Annotated in this window: 14 protein-coding genes and 1 pseudogene; 14 read left to right on the forward strand and 1 reads right to left on the reverse strand. The window is 30.8% G+C overall.

Going from position 1 to position 20,497, the window contains the following annotated elements:
* Window positions 1–108 precede the first annotated feature (108 nt).
* The 3 genes from ACX0KU_RS08215 to ACX0KU_RS08225 all read left to right on the forward strand — a co-directional run bounded on the left by ACX0KU_RS08215 (window position 109) and on the right by ACX0KU_RS08225 (window position 4,679).
* Window positions 109–1,698 (forward strand): methyltransferase, encoded by a 1,590-nt coding sequence (locus tag ACX0KU_RS08215; protein ID WP_472989322.1) that lies wholly within the window; start codon window positions 109–111, stop codon window positions 1,696–1,698.
* Window positions 1,699–1,735: 37 nt separating this feature from the next.
* Window positions 1,736–2,959 (forward strand): RtcB family protein, encoded by a 1,224-nt coding sequence (locus tag ACX0KU_RS08220; protein WP_472989323.1) that lies wholly within the window; start codon window positions 1,736–1,738, stop codon window positions 2,957–2,959.
* 214 nt (window positions 2,960–3,173) lie between these two features.
* Entirely contained in the window at window positions 3,174–4,679 is a 1,506-nt protein-coding gene (locus tag ACX0KU_RS08225; protein WP_472989324.1) for a cache domain-containing protein, read from the forward strand.
* A 308-nt stretch (window positions 4,680–4,987) separates the two neighbouring features.
* Here the strand turns inward: ACX0KU_RS08225 and ACX0KU_RS08230 are convergent.
* A pseudogene (locus tag ACX0KU_RS08230) lies at window positions 4,988–5,152 on the reverse strand (transposase); the annotation flags it as partial.
* Between the two features lie 196 nt (window positions 5,153–5,348).
* Here ACX0KU_RS08230 and ACX0KU_RS08235 point away from each other — a divergent pair.
* The 11 genes from ACX0KU_RS08235 (at window position 5,349) to ACX0KU_RS08285 (ending at window position 20,459) form a co-directional block, all read left to right on the forward strand.
* On the forward strand, window positions 5,349–5,780 hold the full coding sequence (locus ACX0KU_RS08235; protein ID WP_472989325.1) for a histidine kinase: 432 nt from the start codon (window positions 5,349–5,351) through the stop codon (window positions 5,778–5,780).
* Window positions 5,781–5,872: 92 nt separating this feature from the next.
* On the forward strand, window positions 5,873–7,378 hold the full coding sequence (locus ACX0KU_RS08240; RefSeq protein ID WP_472989326.1) for a cache domain-containing protein: 1,506 nt from the start codon (window positions 5,873–5,875) through the stop codon (window positions 7,376–7,378).
* Window positions 7,378–8,973, forward strand: coding sequence for a response regulator transcription factor (locus ACX0KU_RS08245; protein ID WP_472989327.1), 1,596 nt, complete (start codon window positions 7,378–7,380; stop codon window positions 8,971–8,973). The genes ACX0KU_RS08240 and ACX0KU_RS08245 overlap by 1 nt, the downstream gene beginning before the upstream one ends.
* A 236-nt stretch (window positions 8,974–9,209) precedes the next feature.
* Window positions 9,210–9,986, forward strand: coding sequence for a short-chain-enoyl-CoA hydratase (locus ACX0KU_RS08250; RefSeq protein WP_472989328.1), 777 nt, complete (start codon window positions 9,210–9,212; stop codon window positions 9,984–9,986).
* Between the two features lie 39 nt (window positions 9,987–10,025).
* Window positions 10,026–11,582 (forward strand): acyl CoA:acetate/3-ketoacid CoA transferase, encoded by a 1,557-nt coding sequence (locus ACX0KU_RS08255; RefSeq protein WP_472989329.1) that lies wholly within the window; start codon window positions 10,026–10,028, stop codon window positions 11,580–11,582.
* A gap of 10 nt (window positions 11,583–11,592) precedes the next feature.
* Window positions 11,593–12,900 (forward strand): GntP family permease, encoded by a 1,308-nt coding sequence (locus ACX0KU_RS08260; RefSeq protein WP_472989330.1) that lies wholly within the window; start codon window positions 11,593–11,595, stop codon window positions 12,898–12,900.
* A 482-nt stretch (window positions 12,901–13,382) separates the two neighbouring features.
* Complete coding sequence (gene leuA, locus ACX0KU_RS08265) at window positions 13,383–15,053, forward strand: 2-isopropylmalate synthase (RefSeq protein ID WP_472989331.1); 1,671 nt, start codon at window positions 13,383–13,385, stop codon at window positions 15,051–15,053.
* Window positions 15,054–15,186: 133 nt separating this feature from the next.
* Window positions 15,187–15,882, forward strand: a complete 696-nt coding sequence (locus ACX0KU_RS08270; RefSeq protein ID WP_472989332.1) for a response regulator transcription factor — start codon at window positions 15,187–15,189, stop codon at window positions 15,880–15,882.
* Window positions 15,883–15,886: 4 nt separating this feature from the next.
* A complete protein-coding gene (locus tag ACX0KU_RS08275) occupies window positions 15,887–17,128 on the forward strand; it encodes a HAMP domain-containing sensor histidine kinase (RefSeq protein WP_472989333.1) in 1,242 nt (413 codons plus the stop codon).
* A gap of 145 nt (window positions 17,129–17,273) precedes the next feature.
* Complete coding sequence (locus ACX0KU_RS08280; RefSeq protein WP_472989335.1) at window positions 17,274–17,954, forward strand: ABC transporter ATP-binding protein; 681 nt, start codon at window positions 17,274–17,276, stop codon at window positions 17,952–17,954.
* 15 nt (window positions 17,955–17,969) lie between these two features.
* Complete coding sequence (locus ACX0KU_RS08285; RefSeq protein WP_472989336.1) at window positions 17,970–20,459, forward strand: ABC transporter permease; 2,490 nt, start codon at window positions 17,970–17,972, stop codon at window positions 20,457–20,459.
* Window positions 20,460–20,497: the final 38 nt, after the last annotated feature.

Below are 20,497 nucleotides of genomic sequence, written 5' to 3' on the forward strand. Positions count from 1 at the left end.
ATTGTTTTAGTATATAATCTAATGTTTAAGAGAAAATTTTATTATATAAGATAATTATAGAAACTTCTAAATAAAGATTATTAAATTTATATATAAGAGGAGAAGCAAATGAAAAATACAGACTATACAAGTTTAATAGAAGATTTAAAAACATCAGATGATAAGCAGAGAGCTAAGATAATAGATACGCTCTCAAGAGATTATAATAGTGCAATGCCATTGTTATGGCTAGAAGCATTAGAGCAGGAGAATCCAAGATCAATACTTTCTGTAATAAGAGATATTATAAAGAAAGAAAAACCAAGGGGAATATTCAAAAGAACTATGGGTAACTCTAAGCAAAAACTTGGTGATTTCTTAAAACATTCAGATCCTAAGGTTAGAAAGAATGTATGTGGTATTATTGGTGAAATAGGTGATCCAGAATATTTGGAAGCGTTATATAGTGCTTATAATTTAGAGGATCAATTATTTGTAAAATCATCATATGTCCTTGCAATAGGAAACTGCGGTGGAGTTGCAGATGCAGAAAGACTTACAAAGATACTTGAGGAAAAAAACGGATCTATGCAGGATGATAAGCACAGTAAGGAAGAAAGACTTGCACTTACAAGAGCTATAGCTAAGTTATCTCCTCCTATTCATCATGAATTTATAGGCTTTAAAAATCCTGTACCTATGGTATTAACAGCTATGAATGGTCAGTTTCAAGTTACTTTAACGGATCTTGCAGAAAAGTCCATTAAGGGTAAACTAATTACTGAAGGTATACTTATTAAAGAGAAGGATTTAAAAAAGGTTAATAGCTGTAGAACCTTCTATGAACTTCTTTACCAAATAGATTCCTGCAGCAACTTAAAAATGGATTATAAGGCAATAGCTAGTTCAATTATAAAGGCAGATGTTTTAGGATTTTTAAATCAGTGTCATGCAGGAGAAGGTAATACTCCATTTTGGTATAGAATTGAATTTAAAACTAATGATTATAATAAAGAAAGAACGGAATTTGTAAAGAACTTATCAGGAGAATTGGACCAAATTTCAGGTGGAAAGTTAAGAAATAGTCCATCTTCCTACGAGATTGAGATTCGAATAATTGAGAATAAGGGTTTATGCAATGTATTTATAAAGCTTTATACAGTAAAGGATAATAGATTTGATTATAGAGAAAAAAGTGTACCAGCATCCATAAATCCTGTAACTGCAGCTATTGTAATGAAAGCTATAGAAAAGTGGCTAAAACCTGATGCTAAAGTTATAGACCCTTTTTGTGGAGCTGGAACTATGCTAATTGAAAGAGCTAAGTTAAAGGAATTTAAAGCCCTAACAGGAGTAGATATATATGGTTCAGCTATTACAGCAGCTACAACAAACTCTAAACTGGCTAATATTAAAATGGAATTAATACCTGAAGATATATTAGAGTATTCAACTTATAATGTTTTTGACGAGATGATATCAAATATGCCTTTTGAGAGTAAGGGTGGATCTGGTGATTTTAATACAAGATTATATCGTGATTTTGTAGATAGGATTCCAAGTCTTATAAGAAGGGGAGGAATGGTATTTCTCTATACCGTTGAAAGCAATTTACTTAAGAAGAGTTTAGTAGGTAATGAGGATCTTCAGGTTATTGATACTATAAAAGTTGAAAGTGGTGGCTTAATTCCTCAAGTATTTATAATTAAAGTAAAATAAGATTATAGATAATTTTAGTAAAAGGGATGAAAATACAATGATAGAGTTAAAGGGAAAATATAATACAGCTAAGGTTTATACAGATAAGCTAGAGCCAGAGGTTATTTCACAGGTAATTGAACTATGTAACCAAGAATTCTGTAAGGATAGCAAAATTGCAATAATGCCAGATACTCATGCAGGAAAAGGTTGTGTAATAGGCTTTACTGCTAATTTAGGCGATAGAGTTATACCTAACATAGTTGGTGTTGATATTGGCTGTGGAATGACAGCAGTAGAGCTAGGAAAAATAAATATAGACTTAAAGAAATTAGATGAAATTATCCGAAAGTGGATACCTTCAGGTATGCAGGTTAATGAAGGAAGAGCTGTAAAGTTTCCAAGGCTTCAAGAATTACACTGTTATAGAGAGTTGACTCAGACAAAGAGAATTGAGAGAAGCATAGGTACTTTAGGTGGGGGTAACCATTTTATAGAAGTAGATGTTGATGATGAAGATAATGTATACCTTGTAATTCATTCTGGAAGCAGAAATCTTGGTAAGCAGGTAGCAGAGTTTTATCAAAAGCTTGCTATTGATCTATGCTCTGGTAAAGAAGATTACTTTGAACAACGAGAGAAAATCATTGCTGAGTATAAAAAAGAAGGTAAGAGAAATCATATTCAAACTGCATTAAAAGAGCTTCAATCAAAATATGATAAATTGCTACCAAGTTATCCAAGAGATTTATGTTTTTTAACTGGAAAATATAAAGAAAGATATTTGCATGATATGAATATTTGTCAAGAGTATGCACTGTTAAATAGAGAAACAATGGCAAATACTATCCTTGAGAAACTATTAGGGAAAAAGATAAAGGATTATAGTTACTTCCATACTATCCATAACTATATAAACTTTAAGGATAATATAATAAGAAAAGGAAGTATTTCTGCTTATGAAGGCGAGAAAATATTAATCCCAATAAATATGAGAGATGGAAGTATAGTTGCTATTGGAAAGGGTAATCCAGATTGGAATTATTCTGCACCACATGGAGCTGGAAGACTTATGAGTAGAAGTAAAGCTAAAGAGAGTTTAACGCTTGAAGACTATAAAAAATCTATGGAAGGAATATTCACTACATCAGTGAATCAGTCCACACTAGATGAAGCACCTATGGCCTATAAGCCTATAGAAGAGATTATAAATAATATTCATGATACTGCTGAAATACTGAAAGTTATAAAGCCTATTTATAATTTTAAAGCGGGAGAATAGAAAATGTAAAAGTCAGATGAAAATCTGGCTTTTTTTTTTATTCATTTCAGAAGGTTACCTAGGTATTAAATGTTATGTATATAAGTATATATATAATGTGGATATCACAAAAAGAGGTGATATGAAGTATATTTATTAGTTACAGATAATATTACAGTTTATTAATTAAGTATTTTTATATACTTTTTATAACTTCAACAAAAGGAGGAGAATAGTGAAAATCAAATGGAATATTAAGAAGAAGCTAATACTTATTATATCCGTAGTGTTTATAGTTCCAATGATTGTTTTAGGGCATATAAGTTATAATTATGCGAAAAATCAATTGGATAAGAAAGGTCAAGAGATTTTAGAAAATAGTGTAAAAATGGTTATAAGTATGATAGATGAAAAAAATGCAGAAGTAGAAAGAGGTGTAATTTCTTTAGAAGATGCACAAGAAGAGATTAAAGAATATATTTTAGGGAAAAGAAGAAAAGATGGAACCAGAGCTATGACTAATAATGTAAATTTAGGTGAGAATGGATACTTTGTTATATATGGTCAAGATGGATTAGAAATAGCACATCCAAGAATAGAGGGTACGAATATTTGGAATGTAGAAGATTATAGTGGGACAGGCTATTTTTTTGTTAGAGATGTTATAGAAGTGGCCAATAAAGGTGGAGGCTTTATATACTATGACTGGGTATATCCAAATTCAGGTAAAATCGGTACAAAGATAAATTATTCTGAAACGGATACTAATTGGAATTGGGTAGTGAATGCCACAGCATATGTTGAAGACTTTAATAAAGGTGCTAAGAATATACTATATGTATTAACACTTACTGTAACTCTAGAGATTATAATAGGGCTTACAATAATAGTTTTTATTGCTAGAAAAATATCTGAACCAATAGAAAAACTATCAGAACAAGCAATAAAAATATCAAATGGTGAGCTTGAAATGAATGATATTGAAATAAAGGGAAATGATGAAGTAGCCTATTTAACTGTGGCTTTTAATCAAATGATACATGATATTAAGAAGCTAATAAAAGAGATTAAGGATAAAGCTACACTTAAGGCTCTATTAAAAGAAACAGAATTAAAGGCATTACAATCACAAGTGAATCCCCATTTTTTATTTAATATTTTAAGTGTAATTACAGAATCTGCACTTATAGAGGGAGCGGATAAAACTCTTAATATAGTAGAAAAGATATGTGGAATGCTTAGATACAGTTTAATTAGTTTTCATAAAGAAGTTAGGCTTGAGGATGAACTAGAAATGATAAAGAGATATGTATACTTGCAGTCCCAACGTTTTGGTGATCGCATTAAATTTGAACTGGATTTTCCACAGAATATTCCTTTAACGTATATGACATGTATGACCATTCAGCCAGTTGTTGAAAATGCTATTATACATGGTTTAGAGCAAAAGATTGAAGGTGGTACAGTTAAGATATCTCTAAGAGAAGAAGAAAAAAATATAATTATTGAAGTAAAAGATAATGGGGTAGGTATTGATAAAGAAGTTTTGGACAAGTTATTTGATGAAAAAGATAATAGAAATCATACTGGCCATACAACGGGGATAGGGATAAAGAATGTATATGATAGGCTAAGAATCTATTATGAACAAGAAAATTTATTATTGATCTACAGCGAAATTAATGTTGGAACCTGTGTTACTATTGTACTGCCAAGGGTGAATAAGAGAGGAGTGAAATAGAAGGTTATTTTTTCAATGTTAGATATTTCTTATCATTGGGGAGTTTGTATACTTTTTAGTTTAGAATATGAAAGTAGCACATTTTTAGGAGAAAGTAGCATTGATGAAAAATTCTATTTTTAACAGAGAAGGATAAGGAAATTAGTTACAAAACTACTTTACCAGATTGTTCAAAAACCCTATGCAAATGCATAGGGTTTTATAATTCTTGTATTTTATAATGAGATAGCATTTGGGTAAATACCGAATTTTTACAATCATAAGCAATATCTAGTTTTAGAGTAAATAAAAAATAACTAAGATAACACTCAGGCTATCTTTTTCATATTCTGAACTGCTGCGGTAAGCAGGCATTGCTCGGAAACTTTTTTGATTCCGCGCATGCGACAATAGCGAAGCCCATGCAATTCTTTTGAATCAGCAAAGCTTCGCTCAATTTTTTCTTTTCTTCTTTTATAAATGCTTTTGCATTTATCTGGTTTACCTTCTCTAACCATGTAACCACTATCGGAGTCAGTAGTACTTACTTTTATTATTTATGAAGCTTTGTGAAATTATTTGAATATTAACAATTGTGTGTTAATATATACATAGTATTTGGAATAGTTATAATTAAACTTTTGAGAACATACTCTATATTATGAATATCATAAGAAGAGGTGATATAAAATGCAGAAAGAATATTTTCAGATGATATTATCTAGTTTAAATCTTGCATATGAGTTTACATTAATGGAAGAGAGCGAATTAACATTAGATGTATTAAATAAAGTAATTGATTTAACACGTTACTTTTCTCAGAGCAAAGAAGATATGGTAATGTTAAGTCAAGAGATTAAAAAAATGGAAACGTTTTTATCTATACTAGAACTTCGCTTTCAAAAAGATTTTCAGTATGAAATATATTTAAAAAATGAATTAAAACCTATATTTATCAAGAGATTTTGTTTTATAGAACATATTGTAAAATTTTTTATTAATTATATTGAAGTTGAATCAAATAAAAAAGTAATGAAAATATATATTAATAATGAAATGAATAGTTTAAATATGAGAATTCAGAATGAAAACGCTAGTATATATGAAGATTATATTTACTAGTTATAAATAATAACATTAGAATTTATTAATCCTATGTTTTTATAAAGAATATTTTTATATATTTTTATGGATTTAATAAAAGGAGGAGCTTAGTGAAAGTTAAATGGAATATTAAAAAAAAGCTAATACTTATTACATCTCTATTATTTATAGTTCCAATGATTGTTTTAGGGATTATAAGTTATTATTATGCGAAAAATGAACTGGATAAAAGGGGACAAGAAATTTTGCAAAATAGTGTAAAAATGGTTATAAGTATGATAGATGAAAAAAATAAGGAAGTAGAACGAGGTATGATTTCTTTAGAAGAAGCACAAGAAGAAATTAAAAAGTATATTTTAGGAGAAAAAAGAAAAGATGGTACACGAAACATAGAGAATAATGTGAATTTAGGCAAAAATGGATACTTTGTTGTGTATGGTCAAGATGGATTAGAAATCGCACATCCTAGAATAGAAGGTCAAAATATTTGGAATACAGAAGATTATAGTAGGACAGGTTATTTTTTTGTTAGAGATGCTATAGAAGTGGCTAATAAAGGTGGAGGTTTTACATATTATAGTTGGATATTTCCAAACTCGGATAAAATTGGTACTAAAATTAATTATTCTGAAAGGGATGCTAATTGGAATTGGGTAGTTAATGCTACAGCATATGTTGAAGACTTTAATAAAGGTGCTAAAAACATACTATATGTGTTAATACTTACTGTAATTCTAGAAGTGATAATTGGATTTACAATAATAATTTTTATTGCTCGAAAAATATCTGAACCAATAGAAAAACTATCAGAACAAGCAATAAAAATATCAAGTGGTGAGCTTGAAATGAATGATATCGAAATAAAAGGAAATGACGAGATAGCATATTTAACCATGGCTTTTAATCAAATGATACATGATATTAAAAGACTAATAAAAGAGATCAAAGATAAAGCTGCACTTAAGGCTTTATTAAAAGAAACAGAATTAAAGGCATTACAAGCACAAGTAAATCCTCATTTCTTATTTAATATTTTAAGTATAATTACAGAATCTGCACTTATAGAGAGAGCGGATAAAACTCTTAGTATGGTAGAAAAAATATCTGGAATGCTTAGATATAGTTTAACTAGCTTTCATAAAGAAGTTAGGCTTGAAGATGAATTAGAGATGGTAAAGCGATATGTATATTTGCAATCTCAACGTTTTGGTGATCGAATTAAGTTTGAAATAGATTTACCTAAAAATATTCCATTAATATATATGACATGTATGACTATTCAACCCATTGTTGAAAATGCTATTATACATGGATTAGAGCAAAAAGTTGAAGGCGGTACAATTAAAATAACATTAAAAGAAGAAAAAGAAAATTTAATTATTCAAATTAAAGATGATGGAATAGGTATTGATAAAAAAGTTTTGGACAAGTTATTTGATGAAGATAATCAGAGAAATCATACTGGTCATACAACTGGTATAGGGATAAAGAATGTTTATGATAGGCTAAGAATCTATTTTGAACAAGATAATTTATTATTAATCCATAGTGAAATTAATGTTGGAACCTGTGTCACTATCGTACTTCCAAGACCAGATAAGGGAGGAGTGAAATAATGTATCAAGTATTAATAGTAGATGATGAGGCAAGGGAAAGAAATATAATAAAAATTTTATTAGAAAGACAATACCCAAAAAAATTTGAATTTTGCGAAGCAAATAATGGAGAAGCAGCAATAAGTGAATTTGAAAAAAATCAACCTGAATTATTAATAATAGATATTAGAATGCCTGGTATGGATGGAATTGAGGCTATTAAAAGAATACGTAAACAGTCACTTGATGTTTACGTTATTATTATTACAGCTTATGATCATTTTGAATTTGCTAAAGAAGCCATAAAAAATGGTGTAAATGACTTTATATTAAAACCTCCTTCGAGAGATAGTTTTAATCAAGCTATAAATAAATTTTTGCAATATATTGAAAAACGTGAATTGAACAAACGGAATGTAGAAGAGACACAAGAAAAACTTGAACATTGGATTTCTGTTATGAAAAAGGATATGGCTATATCTTTGGCTTACGGGGGATTAGAAGAAAATATAGAAGGTTATTTTTCAATGTTAGATATTTCTTATCATTGGGGAGTTTGTATACTTTTTAATTTAGAAAATGAAAATAACACATTTTTAAGAGAAAATAATATTGATGAAAAGTTCTACTTAAATAAAATTAGCAATTATATTAATGAGTTTATGAAAAAGTCTTTAGTTCAGTATATTTCTGGGATACAAGGGAAAAATATAATTACGTTTTTATTTTTAAGAGAAAAAGATAAGGAAACTAGTTATAAGACTGCTTTAGATATATCTTCTAGTATAGTGAAATACATACAAGGAAATGCCAATCTAACTATAAAAGCTGGTGTGGGAAGAAACTATCTTTTAGTTAAGGACTTAAGTAAATCATATGAAGAAGCTCTAAGTGCTATAAAAAACAAGAAAAAAACATCTAACAATAAACTTGTATATGCATACAATGTGGAAGACCAGAAGAATGAGGATAATGATGATTGTTATGAGAAATTACTTGTAAAAAAAATTAGAGAGGGAAATCAGAGCGAAGTAATTGATATTTTATTAGAAAGTTTTAATTTTTTGAAGAATAAATACAGTAATGAACAAATGACTTTAAAAGTTAGAATAATTGAATTGCTATCATCCATAACTAAAAGTTGTTTAGGAAAAGAATATACTTCTTCAAGTTTAAATGATTTGGCACCTCTTATTAGATTAGATGAGTTTCATGAAATTATAAAGTTTGCCCAGGGATTTGTTGAGAAGATATTTAAACAAGTGAAGGACCAACAGAATAGTAAAAGACACTTTATTATTGACAAAGTATTAGAATATGTTAATGAAAACTATTATCAGCCACTCTCTGTAGAGGAAACTGCTCAAATGTTTTCATTAAGTCCATTTTACTTTAGTAAATTATTTAAAGAACATCAGAATATAAATTTTGTAGATTTTATTACAGAAGTTCGTATAAAAAAAGCTATAGAATTATTCTCAGATGAATCTTTAAATATTAAAGAAATTGCATACAAATTAGGATACCAAGACCCTAACTATTTTAGTCGAGTTTTTAAGAAAACAACAGGGGTAAGTCCAAAGGATTATCGTAATAAGTTTTTTGTACAATCGTAATATTTAGATACTTATTTAATAGCACAGCATAATTGTGCTATTTTTTTTATTTTTTTGATATAAAAAGAGCAATATAAAAAATCATTTTAAACAATGAACTGAATTGTGAATGTAATGACAGTATAGTGCATCGATTACATTTTGGTTATATATTAACATAAATATAAGGATTAAACATTAAAGAATTTAATCTAAATCAATTAAAAATTTAGGGGTTATGAAAGGGGATATGAAAAATGGAAAATGTATTATACAAAGTAGAGGGCGAAATAGGAATTATCACAATAAATAGACCAAAGGCTCTTAATGCTCTCAATAGTCAGACTTTAGTAGAATTAGGAAATGTAATAAATGAAGTAGCTGAGAGTAAGGAAATTAAAGTTGTTATTATCACTGGATCAGGAGAAAAAGCTTTTGTAGCTGGTGCTGATATTAAAGAAATGAAAGATTTAAATGCTTTAAAAGGAAAAGAACTTGCTAGACTTGCACAAAAAGCCTTTTCTGCAATCGAAAATATGCCACAAATGGTTATAGCAGCTGTTAATGGATTTGCATTAGGTGGAGGTTGTGAACTTGCTTCTGCATGTGACATACGTTTAGCTTCTACTAAAGCTAAGTTTGGACAACCAGAAGTTACCCTTGGAATAACACCAGGTTTTGCAGGTACACAAAGATTACCAAGACTGGTTGGTAAAGGTATAGCGAAAGAAATGATTTCTACTGGAGACATGATTGATGCCGAGGAAGCATACCGCATTGGACTTGTAAATAAGGTTTATAGCCCAGAAGAATTACTACCTAAGGCTATAGAAATGGCATCTAAGATAGCGAGTAGAGGACCAGTAGCAGTTAGTCTTTCAAAAGCAGCTGTAAATGATGGTATGAACATGGATACTGAATCAGCATACAAATACGAAGCAGATATATTTGGACTATGCTTTGCAACTGAAGATCAAAAAGAAGGAATGACAGCTTTTGTAGAAAAACGTAAAGCAGAATTTAAGGGTTGCTAAGAAATTATAATCTGTAATTGGAAGGGGGAGGAGATAAACATGCCAGTTAAAGTTATGTCAGCTGAAGAAGCTGTAAAACTAGTAAAGGATGAAGATACCATAGCTACAGGTGGATTTGTAGGGAGCTGTTTTGCTGACTTTCTTGCAGCTACTTTAGAAAAACGTTTTCTTGATACAGGTAACCCTAGAAATTTGACATTAGTTTATGCAGCAGGACAAGGTGATAGTAAGGATAAGGGAGTAAATCATTTTGCTCATGAAGGACTTGTTAAGAGAGTTATTGGAGGACATTGGAATCTAGCTCCTAAGATGGGGAAATTAGCCGTAGAAAACAAAATAGAGGCTTACAATTTACCACAAGGAGTAATCTCACATTTATTTAGAGATACAGCTGCTGGTAGGATAGGAACCATTACCCATGTAGGGCTAAAAACTTTTGTTGATCCTAGACTGCAAGGTGGAAAGCTAAATGAAAAAACTACAGAAGATATAGTAGAAGTTGTAAATATCTCTGGTAAAGAGAGACTTTTATACAATGCACGTCCAATTAATGTTGCTTTTCTAAGAGGAACTAGTGCTGATGAAAAAGGTAATGTAACTTTAGAAAAAGAAGCTATTACTCATGAATCCACATCTATAGCTCAAGCTGTAAAAAACTCTGGTGGAAAAGTCATCGTACAGGTAGAAAGAGTAGTTCAGTCAGGTTCACTAGATCCTAAACTAGTTAAGATTCCTGGAATTTATGTTGATGCAATTGTAGTAGCAACAAAGCCAGAAGAACATGAACAAGTATTCGGAAAAGAATATAATCCAAGCTACACAGGGGAGATAAGAGTTCCTGTAAATAGTAGTGACACTATAAATTTAGATGAAAGAAAAATCATTGGTCGTAGAGCTGCTATGGAGCTTATTCCAGATGCTATTGTGAATCTTGGAATTGGTATACCAGAGGCTATATCAATGGTTGCAAAAGAAGAGGGAATTGGTGAATATATGACTCTAACTGTGGAGGCAGGGCCGATAGGTGGTATACCAGCAGGAGGAATAGCATTCGGAGCATCTACCAATCCAGAAGTAATTCTTGATCAACCATATCAATTCGATTTTTATGATGGAGGTGGCTTAGATCTAGCTTTCTTAGGATTAGCTCAGGCAGATAAGGAAGGTAATATAAATGTAAGTAAGTTTGGACCTCGTATAGCAGGGTGTGGAGGGTTTATAAATATCACACAAAACTCTAAGAAAGTATTCTTCTGTGGAACTTTCACTGCTGGTGGTTTGAAGATAGACGTTGATAATGGAAAGTTAATTATTAAAGAAGAGGGTAAGGTTAAAAAGTTAATTAATATAGTAGAGCAAATTACTTTTAGCGGAGAATATGCACAGAAGATCAAGCAACCAGTTATGTACATAACTGAAAGAGCAGTATTTGAGCTAAAAGAAGATGGGCTATATTTAACTGAAATTGCCCCAGGAATAGATCTTCAAAAGGATGTATTAAATTTAATGGATTTCACACCTAAGATGGATGGTGAACCAAAGTTAATGGATGAAAGGATTTTTTACAATGAACCCATGGGGTTAAAGAGAGGATAGGGGGGATATTATGTTTGACATATTAATATTAATTGTTGCATTAATATTATTTTCGGTGTTAGCATTTAAGAGAGTCAGTGCTATTATACTAGGTCCAGTAATCTCAATATTTGTAATTGTAGCTGCAAGGCTTCCAATGTTTGAATCAATGCTAGGACCTTATATGCAGGCTGCAGCAGGATACGTTGAAAAGTTTTTCCTTGTTTTTTTCGTAGGAGCTGTGTTTGGAGCAATAATGGATGAGTCAAGAGCAGCAGAATCTATTGCTCGTTCACTAGTAAGAATTACAAGAGGAAGATGGGCAGCACCAGTAGTAATGATAATAACAGGTATTTTAACTTATGGAGGAGTAAGTGGATTCGTTGTATTCTTTGCAATGTACCCTATTGCACTTCAGCTTTTTAAGAATACCAATCTATCTAGAAGATTAATACCAGCAGCTATTTCAGCAGGAGCATGGACATGGTCCATGAGTGGACCAGGAAGTCCAGCTATTCAGAATATCATACCTATGAGATATTTAGGCACTAGTAGTACAGCAGCATTAGCACCAGCCATTGTAGGGGCTTTAGGACAATTGATTTTAATATTCTTATGGCTTGAATATAGAGGTAAATCATTACGTAAGAAGGGATGCGACTTTAATGATACATCTTTACCACCATTAAAAGAACTTGATATAGTACCAGGTAGTGAAGCGGCACCACTACCAAATGCATGGATAGCATCAATACCAGTTATATTAATATTAGTAACTTTCAATATATTAAAACTTCCAGTAGAAGCAGCAGTAACTATAGGTATAGTTTCAGCTTTAGCGCTACTATGGAAACAAAAAAATGGAGCTAGTGAATGGATTAGTACGTTAAATAGAGGAGCTGTAAATTCAGCAACTGCAATACTAAATACAGCTATAGTTGTAGGTTTTGCAGGAGTAGTTAAGGTGACAGCAGGATTTGATAAAGTAATAGGTGGATTGAAAAACTTAACACTTTCTCCTATGGCTTTCGTAGCAATAACAACAGCTATAGCGGCAGGTGTAGCTGGTTCTGCATCAGGTGGTTTAGGAATTGTGTATGAAGCATTAAAAGACACTTATGTAAGTATGGGTATTAACTTAGAATATGTACACAGAATATCCGTAATTGCATCTGGAACGTTAGATACTCTTCCTTATCAAGGGGCTCAAATCACATTACTAGGAATATGTGGGCTTACTCATAAAGAGGGATACTTTGACATAGCTATTACACAAATAATAATCCCTATAATAGTATTAGCAGCACTTGTAATTCCAATGGCTTCACTAGGATTATAATTAGATTAAAAGGTATATAGGCTAATAACTTATAAAAAATACTCTTATATATTTAAAAACTACTACTGAGGAGATATGTAAAGTAGTAGTTTTTAAGTATATATAAAATAATACATTTATGTAAAAGAATATATTATTTATTTTTGCAAATTACTTATTGACAATAGATAAATACTTTGATACTATTAATAACAATTTAATAATTAAAAGCAGAGATTGAGAGTAGTAAAAAGGAAGAAGTTTTATAGAGAGTAGGGATATGGTGAAAACCCGCAGATGTTCCCTTTTGAACTTGCTCATGAGCTGAGAGAGTAAAGTCTTTCCGGCAGTATATGTCGTTAGTATAATTAAGTATAATTTTGGATGGTACCGCGTTAATCGCTCCAAACATGGAGTGTTTAGGCGGTTTTTTTATACAATTTTTTAGGGGTGATATATAGGATAATTCATTAAAATAGCTAAGCATAAGGGGGAATTTATCAATGTTAAATCATAAAAAATATAAAAGATTTGAGACAATATGTTTTGGGGAAAGAACATGGCCGAATAAAAGAATAACAAAGGCACCAATATGGTGTTCAGTAGACTTAAGAGATGGTAATCAAGCACTTATAAATCCAATGACAATAGAAGAAAAGTTAGAAATGTTTAAGCTTTTAGTTGAGCTTGGATTTAAGGAAATTGAAATAGGATTTCCTTCTGCATCACAAATTGAGTATGATTTCTTAAGAACTTTAGTTGATAACAATTTAATTCCAGAGGATGTTACTGTTCAAGCACTTACACAGGCTAGACCTGAACTAATAAAAAGAACAATTGAAGCTTTTAAAGGTGTAAAAAAAGCAATTATTCATATGTATAACTCTACTTCAGTTCTTCAAAGAGATGTAGTATTTAATAAGGGCAAAGATGAAATAAAGCAAATTGCTATAGATGGAGTTAATTTAGTAAAGAAATATGCATCAGAATTTGAAGGAGAAATAACTCTTGAATATTCTCCAGAAAGCTTTACTGGTACAGAAGTAGAATATGCTTTAGAGGTTTGTGAAGCAGTATGTGACGCTTGGGGAGCGTCTAAGGATAAAAAAGTAATAATAAATCTTCCATCAACTGTGGAGATGGATACTCCAAATGTATATGCAGACCAAATTGAGTGGATGTGTACTCATTTTAAAGATAGAGAAAGAGTTATAGTAAGTGTTCATCCACACAATGATAGAGGAACTTGTACTGCAGCAGCAGAGCTTGCTTTACTTGCAGGAGCTGATAGACTTGAGGGAACTTTATTAGGTAATGGAGAAAGAACAGGAAATCTAGATATATTAAATGTTGCTTATAATATGTTTGCTCAAGGAGTAAATCCTGAATTAAACTTAGAAAATATTCAAAAGATAATTGATGTCTATGAAAGATGCTGCAAAATACCAGTTCCTATAAGACATCCATATGCAGGAGAATTAGTATTCACAGCTTTCTCAGGATCTCACCAGGATGCTATAAATAAAGGAATGGCTAAGTACGAAAAAAGAAACAGTGGATATTGGGAAGTTCCATATTTACTAATAGATCCTAATGATATAGGAAGAGAGTATGAAGCTCTAGTTAGAATAAATAGTCAATCTGGTAAAGGTGGAATTGCATATGTAATGGAAAAATATTTTGGATACACACTTCCAAAGTCTATGCATAAAGAGTTTGCAGATGTAATTCAAAAATTATCAGAAAAGATTGGTGAAATTCCTCATCAAACTATTATGGATAAATTTGAAGAAGAGTATCTTAAAAATGAAAGCATATTTAAATTAATAAAATGTAGTGTTTCTCAGCTTCCAGATAGTACTGATGATAGTTCAGACACAATAGTTAATGTAGACTTGATTTATAATGGAAAAGAAATGAAGTTAACAGGAACAGGAAATGGTCCTATAAGTTCATTAATAAAAGCTCTTTCAGATGCTTCATTAGCTGATACTACTGTTTTAGCTTATTCAGAACATTCTTTAGGAAATGGGTCAGAAGCTAATGCCGCAGCATATATTCATATGAAGAGAAATGATAATGGCACGGAAACTTTTGGTGTTGGAGTTAGTAGCAATATTACTCTTGCATCTGTCAAAGCTATATTTAGTGCTTTAAATAGACTTTATTCATAAGCTAAGTTTTATTTCAAAATATAGAAAAATGAATTAAAATTAAAGTAAGAGTTCATGATAATAAAATTACATTATTATGAACTCTTATTTGTTTTTGGAGATGAAACATAATAAAAGGTGGAGATAAGTATAGATGAATAAATTATTATTAGTAGAAGATGATGGGGCTTTAGCAATGGGGATAGAATTTACACTGAAGGATGAGGGATATGAGGTGTTAACTGCATCTACCTTCAACGAGGGTAAGGATTTATTTGAAAATGAAAATTTTGATTTAATAATATTAGATGTGAATTTACCAGATGGTAATGGATATAATCTTTGTAAGTATATTAGAACAAAAAAGGATACCCCTGTAATATTCTTGACTGCCTTAGATGAAGAGGTTAATGTGGTAGTAGGTTTTGAAATGGGTGGAGATGATTATATAACTAAGCCCTTTAGAGTAAAAGAGTTATTATTAAGGATAAAAGCTATTCTAAGGAGAAATTCTAAGACGACTTCCCAAGAAAATAAGTTAATCAGTAGAGATATTGTTGTTGATACATCCACAGCGATAGTAAAAAAGAATGATAAAGAAATTGCTCTTACAGCACAGGAGTATAAGCTTATCTTGATATTTATGTCAAAGGCAGAAGTTGTAATGAAGAGAGAAGAAATATTGGAAGAATTAATGGAGGGGGCTGGAGCTTTCTTTGATGAGAATACTCTTTCAGTTTATATAAAGAGAATAAGAGAAAAAATAGAAGAAAACCCTAAAGAGCCTCAGTATATTGTAACTGTACGAGGTTTAGGTTATAAGTGGAACAAAGAAGTAACTAAGGAGTAATGCTATGAAGAGATATTTTAATAACCCAGAGATAAAGAAAAGTTCTACTAATCTTATTTTAATAATGCTAATTTTTTTAGTGTGTAATTATATTGTGATAAAGGTACATAATGAAAAGTTAAAAAATGATTATATAAAGGCTTTTGCTAGTGTTACAGCTAAGATAGTTGAAGTTGAGCCTAAGATGGAAAAAGAAATAGTACCCCTCCTGACTAAGGAAGTTAGTATTGAGGAAGAGGAAAAGGGTAAGGAAATTTTGAGACAATATGGATTAAGTAAAAATCTAGATATCAACCTATTTCCATATTTAAAGAGTAATTTTAAAAATATGGAATTAAGTATACTATGCACAGGGATTGTCCTTACAATTCTGCTGTTTATGCTTAATTATCTACAATACGGATATTTTTATAAAAATATTAGAGCTTTTAGCTCAGCAGCAAAAAGAATTGTAGAGGGAGATTATAATCTAAAGCTTAGCGAAGAAAAAGAAGGGGATTTATCAAAGCTGACAAAGTCCTTTAACTCTATGGGAGAAGTTATTAGAGGAAATATGTTTGAGCTAAATAAGGAGAAAAAGTTTTTAGTGGATTTACTCTCGGATATTTCTCATCAGTTAAAGACTCCTCTATCTACAATGATTGTGTACAATGATATTTTGTTAAGTAAAGATTTGAGCAAGGAGAAGCAAAGTCTTTTCTTAAAGAATAATGAAGATCAACTTAATCGGATGAGCTGGCTTATTTTAAATTTGCTAAAGTTAGCAAAAATAGATGCCAACGCTATAGAACTTGAAATAGAGAATCAGAGCTTAAATGAAACCATAGAAGAAATTATTGATACACTAAAAAGTAAGGCTATAGAGGCTAAGGTTAAAGTAGAATTTGCTCAAAATAATATTGTATATTTAAATCACGACAGACTGTGGCTTCAGGAAGCATTAATCAATGTGGTTAAGAATGGAATAGAACATGCTGGAGAAGATGGAAGGATTGATATTAACATAGAAGCTAACCCTGTGTATACAAAAATAATAATAAATAATACGGGAGAATCCATCCCGGAAGAAGACTTACCACATATATTTAAAAGATTTTACAAAGGTAAAAGAGTACAAAAGAGTGATTCTATAGGTATTGGGCTAGCGCTAGCTAAGTCAGTAATTGAAAGACATGGAGGGTATATTGAAGTAAAAAGTAGTGTTGTTTATGGAACAAGTTTTATAATAACATTTTTAAAATATTAGGTTATCTTACTAAACTGTAAGATAATCTTTTTCTTTGTAAGGGTACTGTTATGGAGCATTAACATAAAGAAGACTATAATAACATCATTGGTAGAAGATAATCGAAAGATAGTTAAAGATACTTAGAATATTAGGAGGTATGGAAATGGAGATATTGAAGGTTCAAGGTTTAAAGAAGATTTATGGAAAAGAAGGAAATAAAGTAGAAGCACTAAAAGGTGTGGATTTAAGTATAAATACAGGTGAATTTGTAGCTGTAGTAGGGGCCTCTGGTTCAGGGAAAAGTACTCTTCTTCATCTTCTAGGAGGCTTAGATAGACCAAGTGAAGGAAAGGTTATTATAGATGGAGAGGATATTTATAAGTATAAAGAAGAAAAGCTTGCTATATTTAGGAGAAGAAAAATAGGATTCATTTTTCAATTTTTTAACCTACTACCGGTATTAGATATAGAAGAGAACATAGCACTACCTGCGCTTCTTGATAATGACAAGGTGGATAAGGAATATTTAGCTGAGATAATTAAGCTTTTAGGCTTGGAGGATAGAAAACATTATCTCCCTTCAGAGCTTTCAGGGGGACAACAACAGAGAGTTTCTATTGGAAGAGCCTTGCTTAATAAACCATCTATAATACTTGCAGATGAGCCTACTGGAAATCTTGACAGCAGCAACTCTAAGGAAGTTATTGACCTTTTAAAGTTTTCTGCAAAAAAATATAATCAAACTTTAATATTAATTACCCATGATGTAAATATAGCCTCAAGTGCTGACAGGGTAATAACAATTATGGATGGCAGTATAGTTTCAGATAAATATTTAAAATAGTCAGGGGTGAAAAATATGATTACAAGCTATAAGGAAATAACAGGTAAATATTTAAAAGCAAATAAAAAAAGAACTATACTTACTTTAATCGGAATTATATTATCAGTAGCCTTAGTATCTTCCATAGGATTTTTTCTAAAAAGTATGCAAGAGGCACAGATACAAGATATGAAAAATACTTATGGTTCTTGGCATATTGGATATCTTAAAGCTAACGATGAGCTTATTACAAAGATTAAGAGCAATCCCAATGTTTTGAGAAGTGGTACCTATGCAGAAGGAAAAGAAATTGATATAAATAGCAACCTTAGAGCAAAAGAAATATTTGTAACAGATGAAGGGGCAAAGCTTTTACCCTATTCACTTAAAGAAGGTAGACTACCTGAAAAGAGCACGGAAGTAGTTATAGAAAACTGGTTTCTTGATAGGATAAAAAGGAATGCAAAGTCTGGAGATACTATAAAAATAGTAGACAAAGAATATACTTTGGTTGGAATACTAAAGGATACCTTTAAGACTCAGAATTCAAAAATAGGTGAAGTAATTACAAATAGTTCTCATGTAGATGAAAATCAAAGAGTTTTACTAGCAGAGTTACAGGTTGATAAAAAATTAGGAGGAAAGCTTGATGAACTTGCAGGGCTATCAGATAAAAAATTAGTAATGAAAAATGTTGATTTGCTAGCAATGCAAGGAGAAGGATTACCCAAGGGGTTATTTGGAACACTTGTTGTAATAATTACAATTGTTATGATTGCAACTATAGCTGTTATATATAATGCTTTTCAAATAAGTGTAGTTGAGAGGGTTAGACAGTTTGGACTTTTAAGAGCTGTTGGAACTACACCAAAACAAATAAGAAACATTATATTAAGGGAAGCTACCATTCTTGCTGCTATAGGTATTCCTATAGGACTTTGTTGTGGAGTAATTGCTCTCTATGGAATAGATTTAGCTTTTAAAATTATAAGTAAGGGAGAGCTAGTTTTCATTAAAGCAACTATCAGCGCAGATGTTTTAATCATCAGCACTATTATTGGATTACTTTCAATTTATATATCTGCAATGCTTCCAGCTATATTCGCGGGAAGAATATCACCACTAGTTGCTATCAGCAGTAGAAATTCTATATCAAAGGAGAAGTTAAAGCAGGGAAAAAGTTTATTTATAGGTAAATTATTCGGTTTTGAAGGAGAGTTAGCTTCAAAGAATATAAAGAGAAATAGAAAAAGATATAGAACAACAGTATTTTCGATAATAATTAGTGTAACTTTATTTATAACATTTAAGGCTTTTATAGATATGTCCTTAAATGTTTATAAAGAAATGAATGAGTCTAAAGAGATAGATTTTTTAGTAACAACAGATGAAGATGGCACCAACAAGCCAAAGAAGATTGATGAAGAAATTATAAAAGATATAGAAACCATGCCTGAAACTGAAGTTGTATATAAGTCATATGATCAGCACCTTTTTCAATCAGTTATAGATAAGAATAAAGAGCTAAATGACATAAAAGATATGGGGGGTATATATAAAGATACAAACTATAATGGACAAAACAAGACTTTAATAAATGCGTCACTAACAATTTATGATGAAAAATCACTGGAAGTTGCAAAGAAGTACTTAAAAGAAGGAAGTATAAATACAGAGGATTTAAATAGTGAAAATGGAGTAATCATAATAGGAAAAAATGAAATATTTAATGGGAATACTAAAAAGAATTTTTATGGACCTATAGCGAATTTAAAAGTTGGAGATGAAGTACTTCTTCAGAACTACGATGATAGCCTTGATTTAGAAGATGAACCTAAATTTGGTAGTAAAGAGGTTAAAAAGGTTAAAGTTTTGGCTGTCCTTGAAGGCGATCCATTTGATTACCAGGGATATGGAAGAGTTATTAAAATGGTAACTACAAAGACAGTAGCTGAAAAATTAACAGGTAAAAGTATAAAACCAACAGTATTAAATGTGAAGATAAAAGATACAAAACTAGAGGACTCAGCTAAGAGGGGTATAGAGCTTATAATAAGTGATACAGAAAATTTAAGCCTTATAAACATTATTGAGCGAAACAGAACATCAAAGTCTGCTATACTCATGGTTAAAATTTTATTGTTTGGATTTATTATAGTAGTATCCTTAATAAGTAGTGTAAATATTATAAACACACTAACTACAAATATAATATTAAGAAGAAGAGAATTTGCAGCCTTAAAGTGTATTGGACTTACTCAAAAGGGACTTAGAAAAATAATAACCCTTGAAGGAATGCTTTATGGTATTATGGGTAGCATATATGGCTCTATAGCAGGAACTGCATTATCCTATGCTATTTATAAGGGTTTAAGTGATGTGAGAGAACAAAGTTATAGATTGCCTATAGACTCAATAATCATTGCGGTATTAGGTGCTATAATTATTGGATACATTTCAGTTCAAGCACCTCTTAGAAGGATACAAAGAGAGAATTTAATAGATGCTGTAAGAGAAGATTTTTAGTGTGAAAGTCCCCATGATTTGGGGACTTTTTTATAAAG

It is taken from the genome of Clostridium sp. X (assembly GCF_055755365.1).

Coding starts and splice junctions, on each gene's coding strand:
- ACX0KU_RS08260 (WP_472989330.1), top strand. CDS start 11,593: ATGTTTGACATATTAATATTAATTGTTGCATTAATATTATTTTCGGTG.
- ACX0KU_RS08270 (WP_472989332.1), top strand. CDS start 15,187: ATGAATAAATTATTATTAGTAGAAGATGATGGGGCTTTAGCAATGGGG.
- ACX0KU_RS08215 (WP_472989322.1), top strand. CDS start 109: ATGAAAAATACAGACTATACAAGTTTAATAGAAGATTTAAAAACATCA.
- ACX0KU_RS08245 (WP_472989327.1), top strand. CDS start 7,378: ATGTATCAAGTATTAATAGTAGATGATGAGGCAAGGGAAAGAAATATA.
- leuA (WP_472989331.1), top strand. CDS start 13,383: ATGTTAAATCATAAAAAATATAAAAGATTTGAGACAATATGTTTTGGG.
- ACX0KU_RS08235 (WP_472989325.1), top strand. CDS start 5,349: ATGCAGAAAGAATATTTTCAGATGATATTATCTAGTTTAAATCTTGCA.
- ACX0KU_RS08285 (WP_472989336.1), top strand. CDS start 17,970: ATGATTACAAGCTATAAGGAAATAACAGGTAAATATTTAAAAGCAAAT.
- ACX0KU_RS08255 (WP_472989329.1), top strand. CDS start 10,026: ATGCCAGTTAAAGTTATGTCAGCTGAAGAAGCTGTAAAACTAGTAAAG.
- ACX0KU_RS08280 (WP_472989335.1), top strand. CDS start 17,274: ATGGAGATATTGAAGGTTCAAGGTTTAAAGAAGATTTATGGAAAAGAA.
- ACX0KU_RS08250 (WP_472989328.1), top strand. CDS start 9,210: ATGGAAAATGTATTATACAAAGTAGAGGGCGAAATAGGAATTATCACA.
- ACX0KU_RS08275 (WP_472989333.1), top strand. CDS start 15,887: ATGAAGAGATATTTTAATAACCCAGAGATAAAGAAAAGTTCTACTAAT.
- ACX0KU_RS08220 (WP_472989323.1), top strand. CDS start 1,736: ATGATAGAGTTAAAGGGAAAATATAATACAGCTAAGGTTTATACAGAT.